Below are 19060 nucleotides of genomic sequence, written 5' to 3'. Positions count from 1 at the left end.
GTCTGATGCGGGTGTGACGGAACAGGGGCGCAACCGGTTCCCCTCCTGCCTCCTACTGGTCCCCGTACGCGGCGGTGGAGGCGATCAGCCGGGCCGAGGACGCCGGCACCCTGACCCCGTGGATCTGCGAGGGCCCCACCCGGACCGGCCGGGGGCCCGCCTCGACACCCCAGTGCGGGGCCATCCGGGCGCAGTCCCCCAGCAGACGGGCGAAGCCGGGCCGTCCCGGGCCTTCCGCTCCGCGCCTCTCAGCGGTGTACTCGCAGTAGCCGTAACCGTCGGTATAGGTCATGCAGGCACCGTAGGCACCGGAGCTCTCGCGAAGAAAGACCTACTAAGGGGTAGTTTCTGGGGTTCGTCCGGGGGTTCGGCCCGGGGACACTTACCGGGTAGTTTTGACTGTCCCTCGCCGTCCTCAGCAGGAGCGTCCACGCCGTGCGCATCGCAGTCACCGGCTCCATCGCCACCGACCACCTCATGACCTTCCCCGGCCGTTTCGCCGACCAGTTCGTCGCGGACCAGCTGCACACGGTCTCCCTCTCCTTCCTCGTCGACAACCTCGACGTGCGGCGGGGCGGTGTGGGCCCGAACATCTGCTTCGGCATGGGGCAGCTCGGCAGCCGCCCGATCCTGGTCGGAGCCGCCGGCTCCGACTTCGACGAGTACCGCGCCTGGCTCGACCGGCACGGCGTCGACACCGAGTCCGTCCGCATCTCCGAGGTGCTGCACACCGCGCGCTTCGTGTGCACCACGGACTCCGACCACAACCAGATCGGCTCCTTCTACACGGGCGCGATGAGCGAGGCCCGCCTGATCGAGCTGAAGTCCGTGGCCGACCGCGTGGGCGGGCTCGACCTCGTCCTCATCGGCGCGGACGACCCCGAGGCGATGCTGCGCCACACGGAGGAGTGCCGGACGCGGGGGATCCCCTTCGCCGCCGACTTCTCGCAGCAGATCGCCCGCATGGACGGCGACAACATCCGCACCCTGATGGAGGGCGCGACCTTCCTCTTCTCGAACGAGTACGAGAAGGGCCTCATCGAGTCGAAGTCCGGCTGGACCGACGAGGAGATCCTCTCCAAGGTCGGCACCCGCGTGACCACGCTGGGCTCCAACGGCGTCAGGATCGAGCGGGCGGGCGAGGCCGCGATCGTCGTCGGCTGCCCCGAGGAGAACGCGAAGGTCGACCCGACCGGCGTCGGCGACGCCTTCCGCGCCGGGTTCCTGACGGGCCTGGGCTGGGGCGTCGGCCTGGAGCGCGCGGCTCAGCTCGGCTGCATGCTCGCGACCCTTGTCATCGAGACGCTGGGCACCCAGGAGTACACGCTGGCCCGCGCGCACTTCATGGAGCGCTTCACCAAGGCCTACGGCGACGAGGCCGCGGCGGAGGTCCGCGCCCACCTGGCGTGACGCCGCCCCCGGGGCGGGGTGGTTCTCTCCCCGCCCCGCCCTTTCTCCGTTTCCCGGGCTCCGCCCGGACCCCTCTCCCGGCTGCGCCAACCGCTGACTTTCCGGATGCGCCGGCCACTTTCAGCCTCGGCCAGGCAGATTCAGCCTCGCCGGCGTTTGAGGCGCGGGTCCGGGCGAGCCCGGTGCCCGGCGGAGCCGGATTTCGCCCCGCCGTGGCTACGCTCCGCGGCGGACCGTGTAGGCGGTGCCGGCCGGGCGGGGGGTTTCGCCCAGGTACGCGTGCCCCCGCATCGCGCACCACGCAGGGATGTCCAGCCGGGCCACCTCGTCGTCCGACAGGACGGTCACCGTGCCGCCCACCGGGACCCGGACGATGGCCCGGGCCAGCTCGATCACCGGCTGCGGGCAGCGCAGCCCGAGCGTGTCGAGCTCCAGTGCATCCGCCTCCGGTGCCACCGCGGCCGGCTCCGAGACGCCGAGCCGCTCCCGTACGCCCGCCACCGCACCCGGCAGCACCTCCAGGAACGCGTTGACGTCCGCCGCCGGGGTCCCCGGCGGCAGGGACACCCGTACGTTCCCCTCCGACAGCACGCCCATCGCCCGCAGCACGTGACTGGGGGTCAGGGTGGAGCTCGTGCAGGAGGAGCCCGAGGAGACCGAGAAGCCCGCCCGGTCCAGCTCGTGCAGCAGCGCCTCCCCGTCGACGTACAGACAGGAGAAGGTGACCAGGTGCGGCAGCCGCCGGTCCGCGTGGCCGACCACCTCGACGTCCGGGACCAGTCGCACCACCCGCCGCCGGATGCGGTCCACGAGGGTCCGCAGCCGGGCGGCCTCCGCGTCCGCCTCCGCCCGTACGGCCCGCAGCGAGGCCGCCGCCGCCACGATCGCGGGAAGGTTCACGAAGCCGGGGGAGCGGCCCGACTCCCTTTCGTCCGCGGGGCCTTGGGGCGAGAACCGCACCCCCTTGCGAACCGTCAGCAGGCCGACCCCGGGCGGGCCGCCCCATTTGTGCGCACTCGCCGCCAGGACGGACCAGGCGCCCTCCACGGGACCCCAGGCCAGCGACTGTGCCGCGTCCACCAGCAGCGGCACCCCGGCCGCACCGCAGACCTCGGCCACCTCGGCCACCGGCTGGACCGTGCCCACCTCGTGGTTGGCGGACTGCAGGCAGGCCAGGGCGGTCGCCGGCCCCAGCGCGTCCGCGTACCCGGCGGCGGACACCGCACCCCACCGGTCCACCGGGACCTCGTAAACGCTCCCGCCGCGCGCCTCGTGCGCCGCCGCCGAATGCAGTACAGAACTGTGTTCGACCGCTGATACGACCAGATGGTCGCCGACGCGCCGCCGCCCGGCGAGGACGCCGGCGATGCCCGTGTGAACCGCGTGCGTCCCCGAAGGAGTGAACACGAGCTCGTCGGCGCGGCATCCCACCGCCTCCGCGGCGGCCTCCCGCGACGCGTCCAGGAGCAGCCGCGCGCGCCTGCCCTCCCGGTACAGCCGGGCCGGATCGGCCCAGCCCTCGTCCAGGGAGGCCTGCAACGCCTGCCGGGCCACGGGGTGCAGGGGAGCGGCGGACGCGCTGTCGAAGTACGGCATCCGGCCACGCTAGCGCCGACCCCCGAGCGTTCGAGGTCAGGGGGCGTCAGATGGGCCCCGGAGCCCGCCATTCAGGGCCATTCGCACCGTCCCCCGTACGGCGGATCCATCCCTTCGGGGGCAGTAGCGGCGCGTTGGGCACCCTCCCCGCGCGACCCCAAATAGCGTCCAGTAGGGTTTGGTCCGCATAAACATCCAAACCCCTGCCTGCGTCAGGGCCGGCGACCGACCCGAACACGGCCGCGGCCGGCCGCGCGGGCCGAGACTCTCGGGAAGGCGCTACGTGAGTCCCTACGGCTCCGACCGCTCGCCGCGGCGCCCGATGCGGCGGAAGCTGCTGCAGGCGCTGACTGCGGGCGTGGTCCTGGCGACCGCCACTGGTTGCTCGTATACATGGAAAGACTTCCCCCGCCTCGGAATGCCGACTCCGGTAACCGAGGAGGCGCCGCGCATCCTCTCCCTGTGGCAGGGATCCTGGGCCGCCGCGCTGATCACGGGCATCCTGGTGTGGGGCCTGATCATCTGGAGCGTCATCTTCCACCGGCGCAGCCGGACGAAGGTGGAGGTCCCCCCGCAGACCCGGTACAACATGCCCATCGAGGCGCTGTACACGGTGGTCCCGCTCATCATCGTCTCGGTGCTCTTCTACTTCACCGCGCGTGACGAGTCGAAGCTGCTCGCCCTCACCCCGAAGCCGCCGCACACGATCAACGTGATCGGCTTCCAGTGGAGCTGGGGCTTCAACTACATCGAGAACGTCGACGGCGACGCGGCGACCCCGAAGGCGGGTGCGGTTCCCAAGGAGCTCGCCTCCATCCCGGACCGCTTCACCAAGGACTTCCCGGCGGGCGCCGAGGGCGTCTACGAGAAGGGCGTCCCGAGCGACCGCAACCCGCAGACGGGCAACCCGGGTCCGACCCTGGTCCTCCCCAAGGGTGAGAAGGTCCGCTTCATCCTGTCGTCGAACGACGTCATCCACTCCTTCTGGGTGGTCCCCTTCCTGTTCAAGCAGGACGTCATCCCGGGCCACACCAACGTCTTCGAGGTCGTCCCGAGCCAAGAGGGCACCTTCATGGGCAAGTGCGCCGAGCTCTGCGGCGTCGACCACTCCCGGATGCTCTTCAACGTCAAGGTGGTCTCGCCCGAGAAGTACCAGGAGTACCTGAAGGACCTGGCGGAGAAGGGTCAGACCGGCTTCCTCCCCGCCGGCATCCAGCAGACCGACCCGGCCCGGAATGCGGAAGTGAACAAACTGTGAGCATCCTCAACGAATCCCAGGGTGCCGCCGCAGCTGACTCGTACGAGAACGAGCTGCCGGTGCGGCGCAAGCAGCCGGGCAACGTGGTCGTGAAGTGGCTCACCACCACCGACCACAAGACCATCGGCACGATGTACCTGGTCACCTCGTTCGTGTTCTTCATCATCGGCGGTCTGCTGGCGCTCTTCATGCGCGCCGAGCTGGCCCGTCCGGGCACGCAGATCATGTCGAACGAGCAGTTCAACCAGGCGTTCACCATGCATGGCACGATCATGCTGCTGATGTTCGCCACCCCGTTGTTCGCGGGCTTCGCCAACTGGATCATGCCGCTGCAGATCGGTGCGCCCGACGTGGCGTTCCCGCGGCTGAACATGTTCGCGTACTGGCTGTACCTCTTCGGCTCGACCATCGCGGTGGCCGGCTTCGTGACCCCGAACGGCGCCGCCGACTTCGGCTGGTTCGCCTACTCCCCGCTGTCGGACGCGGTTCGCTCGCCCGGCATCGGCGCGGACATGTGGATCATGGGCCTGGCCTTCTCCGGCTTCGGTACGATCCTCGGCTCGGTCAACTTCATCACCACGATCATCTGCATGCGCGCTCCGGGCATGACGATGTTCCGCATGCCGATCTTCACCTGGAACGTGCTGCTGACCGGTGTCCTGGTCCTGCTCGCCTTCCCGGTCCTGGCCGCCGCGCTCTTCGCGCTGGAGGCCGACCGCAAGTTCGGCTCGCACATCTTCGACAGCGCCAACGGCGGCGCACTGCTCTGGCAACACCTCTTCTGGTTCTTCGGACACCCAGAGGTGTACATCATCGCGCTGCCGTTCTTCGGAATCGTTTCCGAGATCATCCCGGTCTTCTCGCGCAAGCCGATGTTCGGTTACATCGGCCTGATCGCCGCGACGATCGCGATCGCCGGCCTCTCGGTGACCGTGTGGGCCCACCACATGTACGTCACCGGCGGTGTACTGCTGCCGTTCTTCTCCTTCATGACCTTCCTGATCGCGGTACCGACCGGTGTGAAGTTCTTCAACTGGATCGGCACCATGTGGAAGGGCTCACTGTCCTTCGAGACCCCGATGCTCTGGACGATCGGCTTCCTGGTCACCTTCACCTTCGGTGGCCTGACCGGCGTCATCCTGGCATCGCCCCCGATGGACTTCCACGTCTCCGACTCGTACTTCGTCGTCGCGCACTTCCACTACGTCGTCTTCGGCACCGTGGTGTTCGCGATGTTCGCCGGCTTCCACTTCTGGTGGCCGAAGTTCACGGGCAAGATGCTGGACGAGCGCCTCGGCAAGATCACCTTCTGGACGCTGTTCATCGGCTTCCACGGCACCTTCCTGGTGCAGCACTGGCTCGGCGCCGAGGGCATGCCGCGCCGTTACGCGGACTACCTCGCCGCCGACGGCTTCACCACGCTGAACACGATCTCCACGATCAGCTCCTTCGTGCTCGGCCTGTCGATGCTGCCGTTCATGTACAACGTGTGGAAGACGGCCAAGTACGGCAAGAAGATCGAGGTCGACGACCCGTGGGGCTACGGCCGTTCGCTCGAATGGGCGACGTCCTGCCCGCCGCCGCGGCACAACTTCCTCACGCTGCCGCGCATCCGTAGCGAGTCGCCCGCCTTCGACCTCCACCACCCGGAGATCGCGGCGCTCGACCACCTCGAGGACCACGGCGCCAAGGCTGCCGTCACCGGTGGCAAGGAGGCCGGCAAGTGAAGATCCAGGGCAAGATGTTCCTCTGGCTCTCCTTCTTCATCCTGATCATGGCCGTCGTGTACGGCGTGTGGTCGAAGGAGCCCGTCGGAACCACCGCGCTCTTCCTGGCCTTCGGCCTGAGCGTCATGATCGGCTACTACCTGGCCTTCACGGCCAAGCGCGTCGACGAGATGGCCCAGGACAACCTGGAGGCCGACGTCGCCGACGAGGCCGGCGAGCTGGGGTTCTTCTCCCCGCACAGCTGGCAGCCGCTCTCGCTCGGCGTCGGTGGCGCGCTCGCCTTCATGGGCGTCATCTTCGGCTGGTGGCTCATGTACTTCTCGGCCCCGATCATCCTGATCGGCCTGTGGGGCTGGGTGTACGAGTACTACCGCGGTGAGAACGCGAACCAGTAGTCACAAAGCAGTACCCGCGCGGCCCGTCCGCGCACCACGTGGGGCCCGGACACCTCTTCGGAGGAGTCCGGGCCCCTCGTTTGCAGTCACCCCGCGCGCCGTAATTGTCATATCTTCATAGCGTTGGCTCCATGAAGCACTCACCGCGTCTTTGGACGGTACTCAGCTGCTCCCTGCTGGTCGCGTCCCTCGGGGCCGGCGCCACCGCATGCGGGTCCGGCGACAACCCGCTGTCAGCCCGTCCGGTGGACGCGGGCGAGCAGGTCGCCTTCAACCAGACCGCAGGCAGCCGCCCCGTAGACCCCAACCGGCCCCTGGAGATCACCGCCAAGGCCAAGGGCAGCCGGATCACCGACGTCACGGTCGTGGACACCCACGGCCGCCGCCTGGCGGGCGAACTCAGCGCCAAGGGGGACCGCTGGCACAGCACCGTCCCCATGGCCGCAGGCGTCCGCTACACCGTCACCGTGAGCACGGAGGACCAGAGGGGCACCCCGGGCCAGCGCACGATGGCCTTCGACACCACCCCGTCCAAGGGCGTCCTGAAGGTCGAGTTCGGCCCGGAGGAGGGCAAGTACGGCGTCGGCCAGCCCCTCACCGCCGAACTCAACGAACCCGTCAAGGACAAGGCGGCCCGCGCCGTCGTCGAACGCGGCCTGGTCGTCGACGCCCCGCCCGGGGTCGAAGGCGCCTGGCACTGGGTCGACGACAAGAACCTGCACTACCGCCCGAAGGACTACTGGCCCGCCAACACCACGGTCTCCGTACGGAGCAACCTGGAGGGCATCAAGGTCACCGACGACCTCCACGGAGCCGCCGCCAAGCCGCTCAAACTGGAGATCGGCGACCGCGTCGAGGTCACCACCGACGCCTCCGCGCACTGGCTGACGTTCAAGCGCAACGGAGAAGTGATCAATTCCATCCCGGTCACCACCGGCAAGCCCGGATTCTCCACGCGCAACGGCATCAAGGTGGTGCTGGGGAAGCAGTACTACGTACAGATGCGCGGGGACACCGTCGGCATCGGCGGCAGCGAGTACTACAACCTGCCCGTCTACTACGCCACCCGCGTCACCTGGAGTGGTGAATACGTCCACGCCGCGCCGTGGTCCGTCGGCTCGCACGGCTACGCGAACGTCAGCCACGGCTGCACCGGCATGAGCACGGGCAACGCCGCCTGGTTCTACGAGAACATCACCGAGGGCGACATCGTTCAGGTGATCAACAGCATCGGCGACGACATGGACATCTTCGGCAACGGGTTCGGGGACTGGAACATGGACTGGAAGGACTGGCGCGAGGGCAGCGCCCTCCTCAAGGGCACCCAGGACGGCCGCAGCCACATCGACCAGGCCCGCCTCCGGCCGACGGTCTGAGCAGCCGGCCGGGCCCCCGGACCCTGTCCGGGGGCCCGCCGCCGTCGTCGGGGGGTCAGGCCGCCGAGGAGGACAGCCGGGAACGCAGCAGACCCGCCAGGGCGTCCGCGAACGCCACCGGATCCACCGGAAGGGTCACGGCGGCGTCGGCGCGGCTCCAGGTGGCCAGCCAGGCGTCCTGGGGGCGACCCATCAGCAGCAGCACCGGAGGACACCGGAAGATCTCGTCCTTGATCTGCCGGCACACGCCCATGCCCCCGGCCGGAACCGCCTCGCCGTCCAGCACGCACACGTCGATGCCGCCCGCGTCCAGCTCCGACAGGACCGCCGGCAGGGTCGCGCACTCCAGGAACTCCACCGGCGGCAGATCCGCGGCGGGACGGCGGCCCGCCGCCAGTCTCACCTGCTCCCGGGTGCTCGTGTCGTCGCTGTAGACCAGAACCCGCGCAGTCGCCCGCATTTCGATCCTCCACGTGTCCCATGAATCACGTTGATGTTGCGCGGGATGCTACTCCTCCCGCCGCCCGGTCAGCATCGGTTCGGACATGTGCACGAAGCTGTTCGGAGAGGTGATCTGATGGGCCGTTCGGGCCTTGCACACGCCCCTGACACTCCGAACGGCACCCCCCGGGGTGAGGGCGGGATAAGCGACCGACATAATGTCGGTCGTGGCGACAGCAACGACAGTAGATACCGGGCACGCGCACCCGACGGTCAACCGGCCGAACCTCGTCAGCGTCGGAACCATCATCTGGTTGAGTTCCGAGCTGATGTTCTTCGCGGCCCTCTTCGCGATGTACTTCACCCTGCGATCCGTGACAGGTCCCGAGTACTGGACAGAGCAGGCTTCGGCCTTGAATCTGCCCTTCTCGGCGACGAACACGACGATCCTGGTGCTTTCCTCCCTCACCTGCCAGCTCGGCGTCTTCGCCGCGGAGCGCGGTGACGTGAAGAAGCTCCGGACGTGGTTCATCATCACGTTCGTCATGGGTGCGATCTTCATTGGCGGCCAGGTGTTCGAGTACACCGAGCTGGTCAAGCACGAGGGCATGAGCCTCTCGTCCGGTCCGTACGGCTCGGTCTTCTACCTGACCACCGGCTTCCACGGTCTGCACGTGACGGGCGGTCTCATCGCCTTCCTGCTGGTCCTCGGCCGGACGTACGCGGCCAAGAGGTTCACCCACGAACAGGCCACGTCGGCCATCGTCGTGTCCTACTACTGGCACTTCGTCGATGTCGTCTGGATCGGCCTCTTCGCCACGATCTACCTGATCAAGTAGCGAACACGTCACCGGGTCCGACCCGGCACTCCATCCAGACACACCGACGCAGAAGATCCTGACACCGGGGTAATCCGTGAAAAAGCTCTCCGCACGACGACGCCATCCGCTGGCGGCGGTCGTCGTTCTACTCCTCGCGCTGGCGGCCACTGGGGGGCTGTACGCCGCCTTTGCTCCCGCGGGCAAGGCGCAGGCCGATGAAACCGCCCAGTCCCTCGCCATCGAGGAGGGCAAGAAGCTCTACGCCGTGGGTTGCGCAAGCTGCCACGGAACCGGCGGTCAGGGTTCCTCTGACGGCCCGAGCCTGGTCGGCGTCGGCTCCGCGGCCGTCGACTTCCAGGTGAGCACGGGCCGCATGCCCGCCCAGCAGCCCGGCGCCCAGGTGCCGAAGAAGCCGGTCATCTACACCCAGGCGCAGATCGACCAGCTGGCCGCGTACATCGCCTCCCTCGGTGCCGGCCCGATCACGCCGACCGAGAAGCAGTACGACCCGGCGGACGCCGACATCGCCAACGGCGGTGAGCTGTTCCGCAACAACTGCGCGCAGTGCCACAACTTCACCGGTGAAGGCGGCGCGCTGACGAACGGCAAGTACGCCCCCAACCTTGAGGACGTCTCGCCCAAGCACATCTACGAGGCCATGCAGACCGGCCCGCAGAACATGCCCTCCTTCCCCGACAGCACCATGCCGGAGAAGCAGAAGAAGGACATCATCGCGTACCTCCAGAACGTGAACGGTGAGAAGTCGACCAACCCCGGTGGTCTCAAGCTCGGTGGCCTCGGCCCCGTCTCCGAGGGTCTGTTCGGCTGGATCTTCGCTCTGGGTGCGCTGATCGCTGTCGCCGTCTGGGTCGCGGCCCACACCGCTAAGGCCAAGAAGTCATGAGTAGCCAAGAGATTCCCGAAGAGAAGCACCTGCCGAGCGAGCAGGGCGACGCCCACCACGGTGGCGTAGCAGTGGCGGACGACCCGTTCGCCGACCCGGGCCTGCCGGTCCACAAGCCGCGCATCCAGGACATCGACGAGCGTGCGGCGAAGCGTTCCGAGCGCACCGTCGCGATGCTCTTCACGCTGTCGATGCTGGCGACGATCGGCTTCATCGCGTCCTACGTGATCTTCCCGGTCGACAAGATCGTCTACATCTTCCCCATCGGGAAGGTCAGCGCGCTCAACTTCTCGCTGGGCATGACGCTGGGTACGGCCCTCTTCTGCATCGGCGCGGGCGCGGTCCACTGGGCCCGCACCCTGATGTCCGACGTCGAGGTCGCCGCCGAGCGCCACGAGATCGCCGCTCCGGCGGAGGTCAAGGCGCAGGTCCTCAGTGACTTCGCCGACGGCGCCAACGAGTCCGGCATCGGCCGCCGCCCGCTGATCCGCAACACGATGCTGGGCGCGCTGGCCATGCTGCCGCTCTCCGCCGTCGTGATCATGCGCGACCTGGGCCCGCTGCCCGAGGAGAAGCTGCGCAAGACCCTGTGGGCCAAGGGCAAGATGCTCATCAACCAGAACACGATGGAGCCGCTGCGTCCCGAGGACGTGCTCGTCGGTTCGCTGACGTTCGCCATGCCCGAGGGCCTGGACGAGCACCAGCACGACTTCCAGGTCCAGATCGCCAAGGCCGCCCTGATGATCGTCCGCATCCAGCCGGAGGACATCAAGGACAAGCAGGAACTCGAGTGGTCCCACGACGGGATCGTGGCCTACTCGAAGATCTGCACCCACGTCGGCTGCCCGATCAGCCTGTACGAGCAGCAGACGCACCACGTGCTCTGCCCGTGCCACCAGTCCACCTTCGACCTCTCCGACGGCGCCCGTGTCATCTTCGGCCCGGCCGGTCACGCCCTTCCGCAGCTGCGGATCGGTGTGAATGACGAAGGCTTCCTCGAAGCGCTCGGCGACTTCGAAGAGCCCGTCGGCCCTGCATTCTGGGAGCGCGGATGAGCACCGCCACTGACAACAAGGCGCGCAAAGCGCCGGCCGGCGAGCGGGTAGCGGACTGGGCGGACGGCCGCCTGGGCATCTACAGCCTCGCCAAGGCCAACATGCGCAAGATCTTCCCGGACCACTGGTCCTTCATGCTGGGTGAGATCTGCCTCTACAGCTTCATCATCATCATCCTCACGGGTGTGTACCTGACGCTGTTCTTCCACCCGAGCATGAACGAGGTGGAGTACCACGGTTCGTACGTCCCGATGCAGGGCGTCCTGATGTCCGAGGCCTTCGCCTCGACGCTCGACATCAGCTTCGACGTCCGCGGTGGCCTGCTGATCCGCCAGATCCACCACTGGGCGGCGCTGATCTTCGTCGCGGCGATGATCGTGCACATGATGCGCGTCTTCTTCACCGGCGCGTTCCGCAAGCCGCGCGAGGTCAACTGGATCTTCGGCTTCCTGCTGCTGGTCCTCGGCATGTTCACCGGCTTCACCGGTTACTCGCTGCCGGACGACCTGCTCTCGGGTACCGGTGTCCGCTTCATGCAGGGCGCCATCCTGTCCGTCCCGGTCGTCGGCACGTACCTGTCGATGTTCCTGTTCGGCGGGGAGTTCCCGGGCGGCGACTTCGTCGCGCGCTTCTACTCGGTGCACATCCTGCTGCTGCCCGGCATCATGATGGGCCTCCTCGTGGCCCACCTGATCCTGGTCTTCTACCACAAGCACACCCAGTACGCGGGCCCCGGCAAGACGAACAACAACGTCGTCGGCATGCCGCTGCTGCCGGTCTACATGGCCAAGGCCGGAGGCTTCTTCTTCCTGGTCTTCGGTGTCATCGCGGTCGTCGCCGGCGTCGCCTCGATCAACCCGATCTGGGCTCTCGGCCCGTACCGCCCGGACCACGTGTCCACCGGTGCGCAGCCCGACTGGTACATGGGTATGCCGGAAGGCCTGATCCGTGCCATGCCCGGCTGGGAGATCAACCTGTGGGGCCACACGCTCGTCCTGGGCGTGTTCATCCCGCTGCTGCTCTTCCCGCTGGTGCTCGGCGCGATCGCCGTCTGGCCGTTCATCGAGTCCTGGGTCACCGGCGACAAGCGCGAGCACCACATCCTGGACCGCCCGCGCAACGTCCCGACCCGTACGGCCTTCGGTGTCGCCTGGATCGCGGAGTACATCGTGCTCCTCATCGGCGGCGGCAACGACATGTTCGCCCAGTACTTCCACCTGTCGATCAACTCGATCACGTGGTTCGTCCGGATCGGCTTCTTCGTCGTCCCGGTCCTCGCCTTCATCGTCACCAAGCGGATCTGCCTCGGCCTCCAGCGCCGGGACCACGACAAGGTGCTGCACGGTCGCGAGACCGGCATCATCAAGCGTCTGCCGCACGGTGAGTTCGTCGAGGTCCACGAGCCGCTCCCGCAGGGCAAGCTGCACACCCTCACCGCGCACGAGCAGTACAAGCCGATCGAGATCGGCCCGACGGTCGACGAGAACGGTGTCGAGCGCAAGGTGAAGGCCATGGAGAAGCTGCGCGCGAAGCTCAGCAAGGGCTTCTACGCCGAGGGCAACCAGATCCCGAAGCCCACGGTGGAGGAGTACAAGGAGATCCAGTCCGGCCACGGCCACCACTGATCCCCCGCACCACCGCATGAGGGACTGATTCCGGTCAGTCCTGGTGTCGCCACGGCGAGAGCCCCGTCCAGTGTCTGGACGGGGCTCTTTGCCGTAACCGGGGCTGGATAGGCTGATCTCCGACCCATTCGACGGGGAACCCCTACAGCAGCAGGAGCTGACCATGAACGTTGCGACCCCGGCAGGCGGCGACAGCGTGGCGGCCCGTGGCTGGCCGGGCGTCCTCGACGCCCTGCTGACCGGCCAGGACCTGCGCGCCGACGACACCGCCTGGGCCATGGACCGGATCATGCGCGGGGAGGCCACCGACGCCCAGATCGCCGGCTTCGTGGTCGCCCTGCGCGCCAAGGGGGAGACGGTCGCGGAGATCAACGGCCTGGTACGGGCCATGTACGGGCACGCCAACCTCATCGAGGTACCCGGCCGCACCGTCGACATCGTCGGCACCGGCGGCGACGGGGCCAAGACGGTGAACATCTCCACGATGTCGGCCGTCGTCGTGGCCGGAACCGGCGCCAAGGTCGTCAAGCACGGAAACCGGGCCGCGTCCTCCGCGAGCGGATCCTCGGACGTCCTGGAGAAGCTCGGCGTCAACCTCGACCTGAGCACCGCACGGGTCGTCGAGGTCGCCGAGGAGGCCGGCATCACCTTCTGCTTCGCGGTGAAGTTCCACCCGGCCCTGCGGCACGTCGCCGGGGCCCGCCGCGAACTGGGCATCCGGACCACCTTCAACATCCTCGGCCCGCTGACCAACCCGGCCCGCGTCCGCTCCCAGGCCACCGGCGTGGCGGACCCCCGGATGGCCCCCATCGTGGCGGGCGTGCTCGCCGAGCGCGGCTCGTCCGCGCTGGTGTTCCGCGGCGACGACGGCCTGGACGAGCTGACCACCACGGCGACCTCCCGGGTCTGGTGGGTCCGGGACGGGAAGGTCGCCGAGCAGTCCTTCGACCCGCGCGACGTCGGCATCCCCCTGGTCGACGTGTCCGCCCTGGCCGGCGGCGACCCCTCGTACAACGCCGACGTGGCCCGCCGCCTGCTGGCCGGCGAGGCCGGCCCGGTACGCGACGCCGTGCTGCTGAACTCGGCGGCCGCCCTGGTGGCCCTCGACCCGGGCGCGGGCAGCCTGGAGGAGCAGATCGCCGCCGGCATGACCCGCGCGGCCGAGTCGATCGACTCCGGCGCCGCCAGGGCCGCACTGGAGCGCTGGGTGACGGCCAGCAACGCCTGACCCGGCGCCCGTTTCCGGCCAGACCCCGGTCCGCCATTCGGACCGGGGTCTTGTGCTCGGGGGATCTTGTGGCAGGATGCTGACCAGGTCACGAGTGACAGCGTTTAGGCCCCGGCTTGCTGTCCGGCAACCCTCCTTCCGTGGCGGGGTGCCCCGGGTGATGACCAGGTCGTAGGCAGCAAGGCCTACGGCAAGCGCGGATCCCTCGACACCAGGGGTCCTGGTCTCTCGAGGAGCGTTTTCCGTGAGCAAGCGAATGCGATAGGGCGACTGACGCCCCTTCTTCACCCTCGGACCAGGGTCACTTCCGCGTACCGCGACGTCCCGTCCGAGGCCACTCCCGTACCCCGGACGGCCGCACGGCCGTACCCGCGTACGGGCACACCGAAGCCATTCAGCCCTGCCTGCCGGGAGAAACCGCCATGTCCGCATCCCTGAACACCGCCACCGCCACCACCGTCGCCGCCGCCCAGGACCCCGCATGTGGCGAGCCGCTCGCCGTCCTCGGCCGCGACGTCACCGTCCCCCTCGTCACCGGCGGCGAGGTCACCTACGCGGCCCTCGACTACGCCGCCAGCGCCCCCGCCCTCCAGCGGGTCTGGGACGACGTCGCCGCCTACGCCCCGTACTACGGCAGCGTCCACCGCGGCGCCGGATACCTCTCGCAGCTGTCCACCGACCTCTTCGAGCAGAGCCGCGTCACGGTCGCCGAGTTCCTCGACTGCCGCCCCGGCGACCAGGTCGTCTTCACCCGCTCCACCACCGACTCCCTGAACCTGCTCGCCGCGGTGCTCCCGGCCGACTGCCAGGTCTTCGTCTTCGAGACCGAGCACCACGCCTCGCTCCTGCCGTGGACGAACGCGCAGGTCACCTACCTCAACGCGCCGCGCACCCCGGCCGAGGCCGTCGCCACCCTGGAGCGGGCGCTCGCCGACCGCACTGCATCAATCGAAGAGGGCTACGGCCCGGCGCTCGTGTGCGTCACCGGCGCGTCCAACGTCACCGGTGAGCTGTGGCCGGTGAAGGAACTCGCCGCCGCCGCGCACGCCCACGGCGCGCGGATCGTCCTGGACGCCGCCCAGCTGGCCCCGCACCACCCCGTCTCCGTCCGGGACCTCGACGTCGACTGGGTCGCCTTCTCCGGCCACAAGCTCTACGCGCCCTTCGGCTCGGGCGTCCTCGCCGGCCGCGCCGACTGGCTCCAGGAGGCCGAGCCGTACCTGGCCGGCGGCGGAGCCTCCCGCAAGGTCTCCCGCCGCGAGGACGGCGGCGTGGACGTCGAGTGGCACACCACCGCCGCCCGCCACGAGGCCGGCTCCCCGAACGTCATCGGCGTCTACTCCATCGCCTCCGCCTGCCGGGCCCTGACCGAGGCCGGTTTCGACAACCTGGTGGCGCGCGAGCAGCAGTTGGTGACCCGGGTCCGCGAGGGCCTCGCCGAGGTCCCGGCCGTCCGGGTCCTGTCCCTCTTCGGGGACGACGCCCCGCGGGTCGGCGTCATCTCCTTCGTCGTGGACGGCTGGAACAGCTCCCACTTCGCCGCCGCGCTCTCCGCCGAGTACGGGATCGGCGTACGGGACGGCCTGTTCTGCGCCCACCCGCTGGTGCGGACCCTGCTGGGCAGCGAGCCGCAGGCCCAGGGCGAGTGCGGGGCCCCCGAGGCCGCCCCGGGCGAGCGCTCCCTGAACGCGATCCGCGTCAGCTTCGGCGCGGGCACCCCGGACGAGCACGTGGACCGCTTCCTCGGCGCGGTCCGGGAACTCGTCACGAACGGCGCGAAGTGGCAGTACCGCACGGAGGAAGGCCGCTGCGTCCCCGCGGTCTGAGACCGTACCCCTGCGGGGGGCTCGGCGGTATCCGGGTCGCGGCTGCGGGGTCGCTGCGCGGGCTTGGCGGTGTCGGGGGGTGGGGCGGTGCCCCGCACGAGGATCTCCTCGGCTCGCGCCGGGCGGCCGCGGTTCTGCCGTTCGGCCTGGGTTGCGCGCTCGTCCTGCGGGGACCCTCCTGCGTGTCCCCGCCCCACGGCAGCGCTCCGGCAAGTACCCGGGAAGCCCCTGGCACGGCCCGGCCGAGGGGGGTGGGGACGTGGCGGGGTGTCCCCGCAGGACGAGCGCGCAACCCCCGGGCCACAGCCGAGACATCCCCGCACGCGCCGAGCCGAGGAGACACCCCGGCGGCGGCCCCACACCCCGACCAGAACGACGGGCCCGCACTGTTCAGCCTCGCCGGCGTTTGAGGCGCGGGTCCGGGCAGCGCCCGGGGCGCGACCGAGGTCCCCGCCCTGCCGAGCCGTCCGCAGGGCACCGGCGCGGGTCCGGGCAGCGCCCGGGAGACGGTCGGACCTGGCCGAGCCGCCGAGCCCGGGCCTGATCCGCAGACCGCGCCGGAGGCGTCAGGCGTCAGGCGTCGAGGCCGATCGCGAACGCCGCCTCCAGGTCGTGCTGCGAGTACGTGCGGAACGCCACGTGCGTGTCCGTCGCCTCGACGCCCGGGATCTTGCTGATGCGGCCGGGGATGATGTCGGCCAGGTTCTCGTGGCGGTTCACGCGGACCAGCGCGATCAGGTCGTACGTTCCGGTGACGGAGTAGACCTCGCTGACGTTTTCGAGGGCGGCGATGGACTCGGCGATCTCGGGGATGCGGTCCACGCTGGTCTTGATGAGCACGATCGCGGTGATCACGGCTGGCTGTCTCCCTCGGTGGCCGTCGCTGGTCGACTCACTCTAGTCGTACCCCGATACCGGGCCCATGCGTAGAGGAAGCCGAGCGAGAACCCCACCAGATGGGCCAGATAGGCGACCCCCGGCCCGCTCTCCGCGCGGTGCGCGGCCACCCACTGCAGGGCGAACCAGAACAGCAGCACGATCCACGCCGGGAACCGCAGCGGCAGGAAGAACAGGAAGGGGAACAGGCTCGTCACCCGCGCCCGGGGCAGCAGGTACAGGAACGCCCCCAGGACGGCCGAGATCGCCCCCGACGCGCCCACCAGCGTCTGCGCGGACTCCGCGTTGGCCGCCGCGTACGCCGCCAGCGCGAGGTAGCCCGTACAGAGGTAGAAGACGAGGAACGCCGGGCGGCCCATCCGCTCCTCGGCCATCGCGCCGAAGACGAAGAGGAAGAGCATGTTCCCGAGCAGGTGCAGCCAGCTGCCGTGGACGAACAGCGCGGTCAGCGGCGTCAGCCAGGCGCGCGGCGTGTCCGTGAAGAGCTCGTCCGGGACCACGCCCCAGCGCCGGAAGTACGCGGTGCCCGCGGCCAGCAGTTCGTCGCCGGTCCCGTAGACCGGGTTGAGCCCCGAGGCGGGGCTCAGGACGAACACCACACCGCAGCCCGCGATCAGCGCGTGGGTGACCACCGGTCCCCGGGCAGCCTCGCGCAGGGCCCGCCACCTTACGATCATGTGACAGAGCATGACGCAACGCGACCCACCTGAAGCGGTGGCAGGCCGTAGGGTTACGAGCTGCGGTGCGAGGCCGACGCGGACGGCCGAACGGACCGCTTTAATTGAATCAGCTACGAAGGAGTGAGCAGCCCGATGACGGTTCCCCTGCCGACCGACACCACCCGGTGGCGCTGCACCCTGTGCGGCAACCTCACGCGCTTCGACGTCACCCGTTCGTCGAAGGTCGTCGAGTACGTCCACCTGGACCTCGCCGGGGAGCCCAAGGTCGAGGAGCGCGAGGTGGTCAATGAGACCATCGAGTCGGTCCGCTGCCGCTGGTGCAACGCGGTGGACCAGATCGAGCTCGTGGACAGGCCGGGCGCGGACTCCTAAGGAGCCCCGTCCGCAGGTAGACCATCACGGTAGGGGTGACGGATTGTGGAGCCAGCAAGCGGCGCTGGGCCGGCCGACGCGGCCGGCGACGCCGCGGAGGCGCTCGACCGCCCGCTGCCGGAAGGCGTGCGGCGCCGGGTCGTCGCGCTCGTCTCGGACGCCTTCGGCGCGCTGACGGTCGCGGACCTTCCGGCGCAGCTGCGCCAGTACGCCCGCTTCACCCCGACCCGGCGCGCCAAGTTCGCGGGCAACGCGATGGCCGCGGCGGTGGAGACCGACCCGGTGTTCCGCAGCAGGGTCGCCGACAAGCTGCGCGAGGCCCAGGCGGACCTGGCCGGCGCGCTGGAGTCCGGAGCCCCGCCGGCCGCGGCGGACCCGCTGGACGTGGCGGCCGCCGCCTTCGTCCTGCGGCCCGCCGGGTGGGTCAAGCTCGTCGCCGCCGCGGGCGAGGAGGCGCAGCGCGCCGACGCCGAGCGGGTCGGCGAGGAGAGCCGGCGCGAGCTGGAGCGCCTGCGCGAGGAGCTGGAGCACGTACGGGAACTGCAGCGCACGGGCGGTGAGCAGGTACGGGTCGAGCTGGAGGCGGCGCGGAAGGAAGCGGAATCGCTTCAGCGCCGGCTGCGCAGCGCCCTGAGCGACGTCAAGCGCGGCGAGGCGGCCCTGCGCAAGGTGACCGCCGAGATCGACGGGATCCGCGGCGAGGCGGCGACCCGGGTGGCGGCCGCCGAGAGCGAGAGCCGGCGGCTCAAGTCCCGTCTCGCGGAGGTGGAGGCGTCGCTGGAGACCTCGCGCAGGGCCACTCGCGAGGGGCGCAGCATCGAGGACATGCGGCTGCGGCTGCTGCTGGACACCGTGCTGGACGCGGCGCAGGGGCTGCGCCGCGAGCTGGCGCTGCCTCCGGTGAACACCCGCCCGGCCGACACGGTGGACGCCGTGGAGCCGGGCCGGATGACGCCGAAGGACATCGCGGCGCGCGCCCTGTCGGAGACCGATCCGGCCCTGCTGGACCAGTTGTTGGCGCTGCCGCAGGCTCATCTGGTGGTCGACGGCTACAACGTGACCAAGACCGGCTATCCGACGATGCCGCTGGAGAAGCAGCGGCTGCGGCTGCTGGGCGGACTGTCGATGCTGGCCGCGCAGACGGGCGCGGAGATGACGTGCGTCTTCGACGGCGCGGAGCTGGCCGCCCCGGTGCTGCTCGCGCCGCCGCGCGGGGTGCGGGTGCTGTTCTCCAAGGCCGGGGTGACGGCGGACGAGCTGATCCGGCAGCTGGTGCGGGCCGAGCCGCCCGGCCGGCCGGTGGTCGTGGTCTCCACGGACCGCGAGGTCGCCGACGGAGTGGCCAAGGCCGGGGCGCGGCCCGTAACGTCCGCTTTGTTGCTGAAGCGGCTTTCGCGCGTTTCCTAACTCCCGCTCCGAATGCCGGAATTGGTGGGTCATGTGGAGGAC

Annotated in this window: 18 protein-coding genes and 1 riboswitch; of the genes, 13 read left to right on the top strand and 5 right to left on the bottom strand. The window is 69.6% G+C overall.

Features of this window, described 5'->3' with window-relative positions:
• Nucleotides 1-52: 52 nt before the first annotated feature.
• Nucleotides 53-292 (bottom strand): hypothetical protein, encoded by a 240-nt coding sequence (locus E6U81_RS14845; RefSeq protein WP_136230551.1) that lies wholly within the window; start codon nucleotides 290-292, stop codon nucleotides 53-55.
• A gap of 143 nt (nucleotides 293-435) precedes the next feature.
• Here E6U81_RS14845 and E6U81_RS14840 point away from each other — a divergent pair, with 143 nt between their 5' ends.
• Nucleotides 436-1410 carry a carbohydrate kinase family protein gene (locus E6U81_RS14840; RefSeq protein WP_136230550.1) on the top strand — a complete coding sequence of 325 codons (975 nt, stop codon included), beginning with the start codon at nucleotides 436-438 and terminating at the stop codon, nucleotides 1408-1410.
• A gap of 216 nt (nucleotides 1411-1626) precedes the next feature.
• Here the strand turns inward: E6U81_RS14840 and E6U81_RS14835 are convergent, their stop codons facing one another.
• Nucleotides 1627-3006 carry a cysteine desulfurase/sulfurtransferase TusA family protein gene (locus E6U81_RS14835; RefSeq protein WP_136230549.1) on the bottom strand — a complete coding sequence of 460 codons (1380 nt, stop codon included), beginning with the start codon at nucleotides 3004-3006 and terminating at the stop codon, nucleotides 1627-1629.
• Nucleotides 3007-3289: 283 nt separating this feature from the next.
• Here E6U81_RS14835 and coxB point away from each other — a divergent pair, with 283 nt between their 5' ends.
• The 4 genes from coxB (at nucleotide 3290) to E6U81_RS14815 (ending at nucleotide 7762) form a co-directional block, all read left to right on the top strand.
• On the top strand, nucleotides 3290-4264 hold the full coding sequence (gene coxB / locus E6U81_RS14830) for a cytochrome c oxidase subunit II (RefSeq protein WP_136230548.1): 975 nt from the start codon (nucleotides 3290-3292) through the stop codon (nucleotides 4262-4264).
• The gene (gene ctaD, locus E6U81_RS14825) at nucleotides 4261-5991 is read left to right on the top strand and encodes a cytochrome c oxidase subunit I (protein WP_031153097.1); all 1731 of its coding nucleotides are present in this window, start codon (nucleotides 4261-4263) and stop codon (nucleotides 5989-5991) included. The genes coxB and ctaD overlap by 4 nt, the downstream gene beginning before the upstream one ends.
• Nucleotides 5988-6386 carry a cytochrome c oxidase subunit 4 gene (locus tag E6U81_RS14820; protein ID WP_031153095.1) on the top strand — a complete coding sequence of 133 codons (399 nt, stop codon included), beginning with the start codon at nucleotides 5988-5990 and terminating at the stop codon, nucleotides 6384-6386. Before ctaD ends, E6U81_RS14820 begins: the two co-directional genes overlap by 4 nt.
• Nucleotides 6387-6517: 131 nt before the next feature.
• Nucleotides 6518-7762: an Ig-like domain-containing protein gene (locus E6U81_RS14815; protein WP_136230547.1), complete on the top strand. Its 1245-nt coding sequence runs from the start codon at nucleotides 6518-6520 to the stop codon at nucleotides 7760-7762.
• A 55-nt stretch (nucleotides 7763-7817) separates the two neighbouring features.
• Here E6U81_RS14815 and E6U81_RS14810 read toward each other — a convergent pair whose 3' ends face one another.
• A complete protein-coding gene (locus tag E6U81_RS14810; RefSeq protein ID WP_136230546.1) occupies nucleotides 7818-8222 on the bottom strand; it encodes a hypothetical protein in 405 nt (134 codons plus the stop codon).
• A gap of 199 nt (nucleotides 8223-8421) precedes the next feature.
• On the opposite strand from E6U81_RS14810, the gene E6U81_RS14805 reads away from it, so the two are divergent.
• The 6 genes from E6U81_RS14805 to E6U81_RS14780 all read left to right on the top strand — a co-directional run bounded on the left by E6U81_RS14805 (nucleotide 8422) and on the right by E6U81_RS14780 (nucleotide 15662).
• Complete coding sequence (locus tag E6U81_RS14805) at nucleotides 8422-9042, top strand: heme-copper oxidase subunit III (RefSeq protein ID WP_030036314.1); 621 nt, start codon at nucleotides 8422-8424, stop codon at nucleotides 9040-9042.
• A gap of 76 nt (nucleotides 9043-9118) precedes the next feature.
• Nucleotides 9119-9928 (top strand): c-type cytochrome, encoded by an 810-nt coding sequence (locus E6U81_RS14800; RefSeq protein ID WP_030036316.1) that lies wholly within the window; start codon nucleotides 9119-9121, stop codon nucleotides 9926-9928.
• The gene (locus E6U81_RS14795; RefSeq protein ID WP_136230545.1) at nucleotides 9925-10983 is read left to right on the top strand and encodes a Rieske 2Fe-2S domain-containing protein; all 1059 of its coding nucleotides are present in this window, start codon (nucleotides 9925-9927) and stop codon (nucleotides 10981-10983) included. Before E6U81_RS14800 ends, E6U81_RS14795 begins: the two co-directional genes overlap by 4 nt.
• Nucleotides 10980-12608 carry a ubiquinol-cytochrome c reductase cytochrome b subunit gene (locus E6U81_RS14790; RefSeq protein ID WP_136230544.1) on the top strand — a complete coding sequence of 543 codons (1629 nt, stop codon included), beginning with the start codon at nucleotides 10980-10982 and terminating at the stop codon, nucleotides 12606-12608. Before E6U81_RS14795 ends, E6U81_RS14790 begins: the two co-directional genes overlap by 4 nt.
• Nucleotides 12609-12771: 163 nt before the next feature.
• A complete protein-coding gene (gene trpD / locus E6U81_RS14785; protein WP_136230543.1) occupies nucleotides 12772-13836 on the top strand; it encodes an anthranilate phosphoribosyltransferase in 1065 nt (354 codons plus the stop codon).
• A gap of 86 nt (nucleotides 13837-13922) precedes the next feature.
• A riboswitch (SAM riboswitch) is annotated at nucleotides 13923-14039 on the top strand.
• Nucleotides 14040-14258: 219 nt separating this feature from the next.
• Nucleotides 14259-15662 carry an aminotransferase class V-fold PLP-dependent enzyme gene (locus E6U81_RS14780; protein ID WP_136230542.1) on the top strand — a complete coding sequence of 468 codons (1404 nt, stop codon included), beginning with the start codon at nucleotides 14259-14261 and terminating at the stop codon, nucleotides 15660-15662.
• Nucleotides 15663-16235: 573 nt separating this feature from the next.
• On the opposite strand, the gene E6U81_RS14775 is transcribed toward E6U81_RS14780, so the two are convergent.
• Both E6U81_RS14775 and E6U81_RS14770 read right to left on the bottom strand, forming a co-directional pair.
• A complete protein-coding gene (locus E6U81_RS14775; RefSeq protein ID WP_031153079.1) occupies nucleotides 16236-16517 on the bottom strand; it encodes an Lrp/AsnC ligand binding domain-containing protein in 282 nt (93 codons plus the stop codon).
• Nucleotides 16514-17248 carry a rhomboid family intramembrane serine protease gene (locus tag E6U81_RS14770; RefSeq protein ID WP_136230541.1) on the bottom strand — a complete coding sequence of 245 codons (735 nt, stop codon included), beginning with the start codon at nucleotides 17246-17248 and terminating at the stop codon, nucleotides 16514-16516. Before E6U81_RS14770 ends, E6U81_RS14775 begins: the two co-directional genes overlap by 4 nt.
• A gap of 123 nt (nucleotides 17249-17371) precedes the next feature.
• On the opposite strand from E6U81_RS14770, the gene E6U81_RS14765 reads away from it, so the two are divergent.
• The gene (locus E6U81_RS14765) at nucleotides 17372-17611 is read left to right on the top strand and encodes a hypothetical protein (protein WP_008738811.1); all 240 of its coding nucleotides are present in this window, start codon (nucleotides 17372-17374) and stop codon (nucleotides 17609-17611) included.
• Between the two features lie 42 nt (nucleotides 17612-17653).
• Nucleotides 17654-19018, top strand: coding sequence for an NYN domain-containing protein (locus tag E6U81_RS14760; RefSeq protein ID WP_136230540.1), 1365 nt, complete (start codon nucleotides 17654-17656; stop codon nucleotides 19016-19018).
• Nucleotides 19019-19060: the final 42 nt, after the last annotated feature.

This window comes from Streptomyces sp. A0592, assembly GCF_004795115.1.
GTDB classification, from domain to species: domain Bacteria; phylum Actinomycetota; class Actinomycetes; order Streptomycetales; family Streptomycetaceae; genus Streptomyces; species Streptomyces erythrochromogenes.
Note: the sequence above shows the minus strand (reverse complement) of the source record. Positions and strands in the feature narration are given on the sequence as shown.

Excerpts from the sequence above, each read along its gene's own strand:
- E6U81_RS14845 (WP_136230551.1), bottom strand. The coding sequence starts at position 292 with ATGACCTATACCGACGGTTACGGCTACTGCGAGTACACCGCTGAGAGG.
- E6U81_RS14835 (WP_136230549.1), bottom strand. The coding sequence starts at position 3,006 with ATGCCGTACTTCGACAGCGCGTCCGCCGCTCCCCTGCACCCCGTGGCC.
- E6U81_RS14815 (WP_136230547.1), top strand. The coding sequence starts at position 6,518 with ATGAAGCACTCACCGCGTCTTTGGACGGTACTCAGCTGCTCCCTGCTG.
- E6U81_RS14810 (WP_136230546.1), bottom strand. The coding sequence starts at position 8,222 with ATGCGGGCGACTGCGCGGGTTCTGGTCTACAGCGACGACACGAGCACC.
- E6U81_RS14805 (WP_030036314.1), top strand. The coding sequence starts at position 8,422 with ATGTCGGTCGTGGCGACAGCAACGACAGTAGATACCGGGCACGCGCAC.
- E6U81_RS14795 (WP_136230545.1), top strand. The coding sequence starts at position 9,925 with ATGAGTAGCCAAGAGATTCCCGAAGAGAAGCACCTGCCGAGCGAGCAG.
- E6U81_RS14790 (WP_136230544.1), top strand. The coding sequence starts at position 10,980 with ATGAGCACCGCCACTGACAACAAGGCGCGCAAAGCGCCGGCCGGCGAG.
- trpD (WP_136230543.1), top strand. The coding sequence starts at position 12,772 with ATGAACGTTGCGACCCCGGCAGGCGGCGACAGCGTGGCGGCCCGTGGC.
- E6U81_RS14780 (WP_136230542.1), top strand. The coding sequence starts at position 14,259 with ATGTCCGCATCCCTGAACACCGCCACCGCCACCACCGTCGCCGCCGCC.
- E6U81_RS14770 (WP_136230541.1), bottom strand. The coding sequence starts at position 17,248 with ATGCTCTGTCACATGATCGTAAGGTGGCGGGCCCTGCGCGAGGCTGCC.
- E6U81_RS14765 (WP_008738811.1), top strand. The coding sequence starts at position 17,372 with ATGACGGTTCCCCTGCCGACCGACACCACCCGGTGGCGCTGCACCCTG.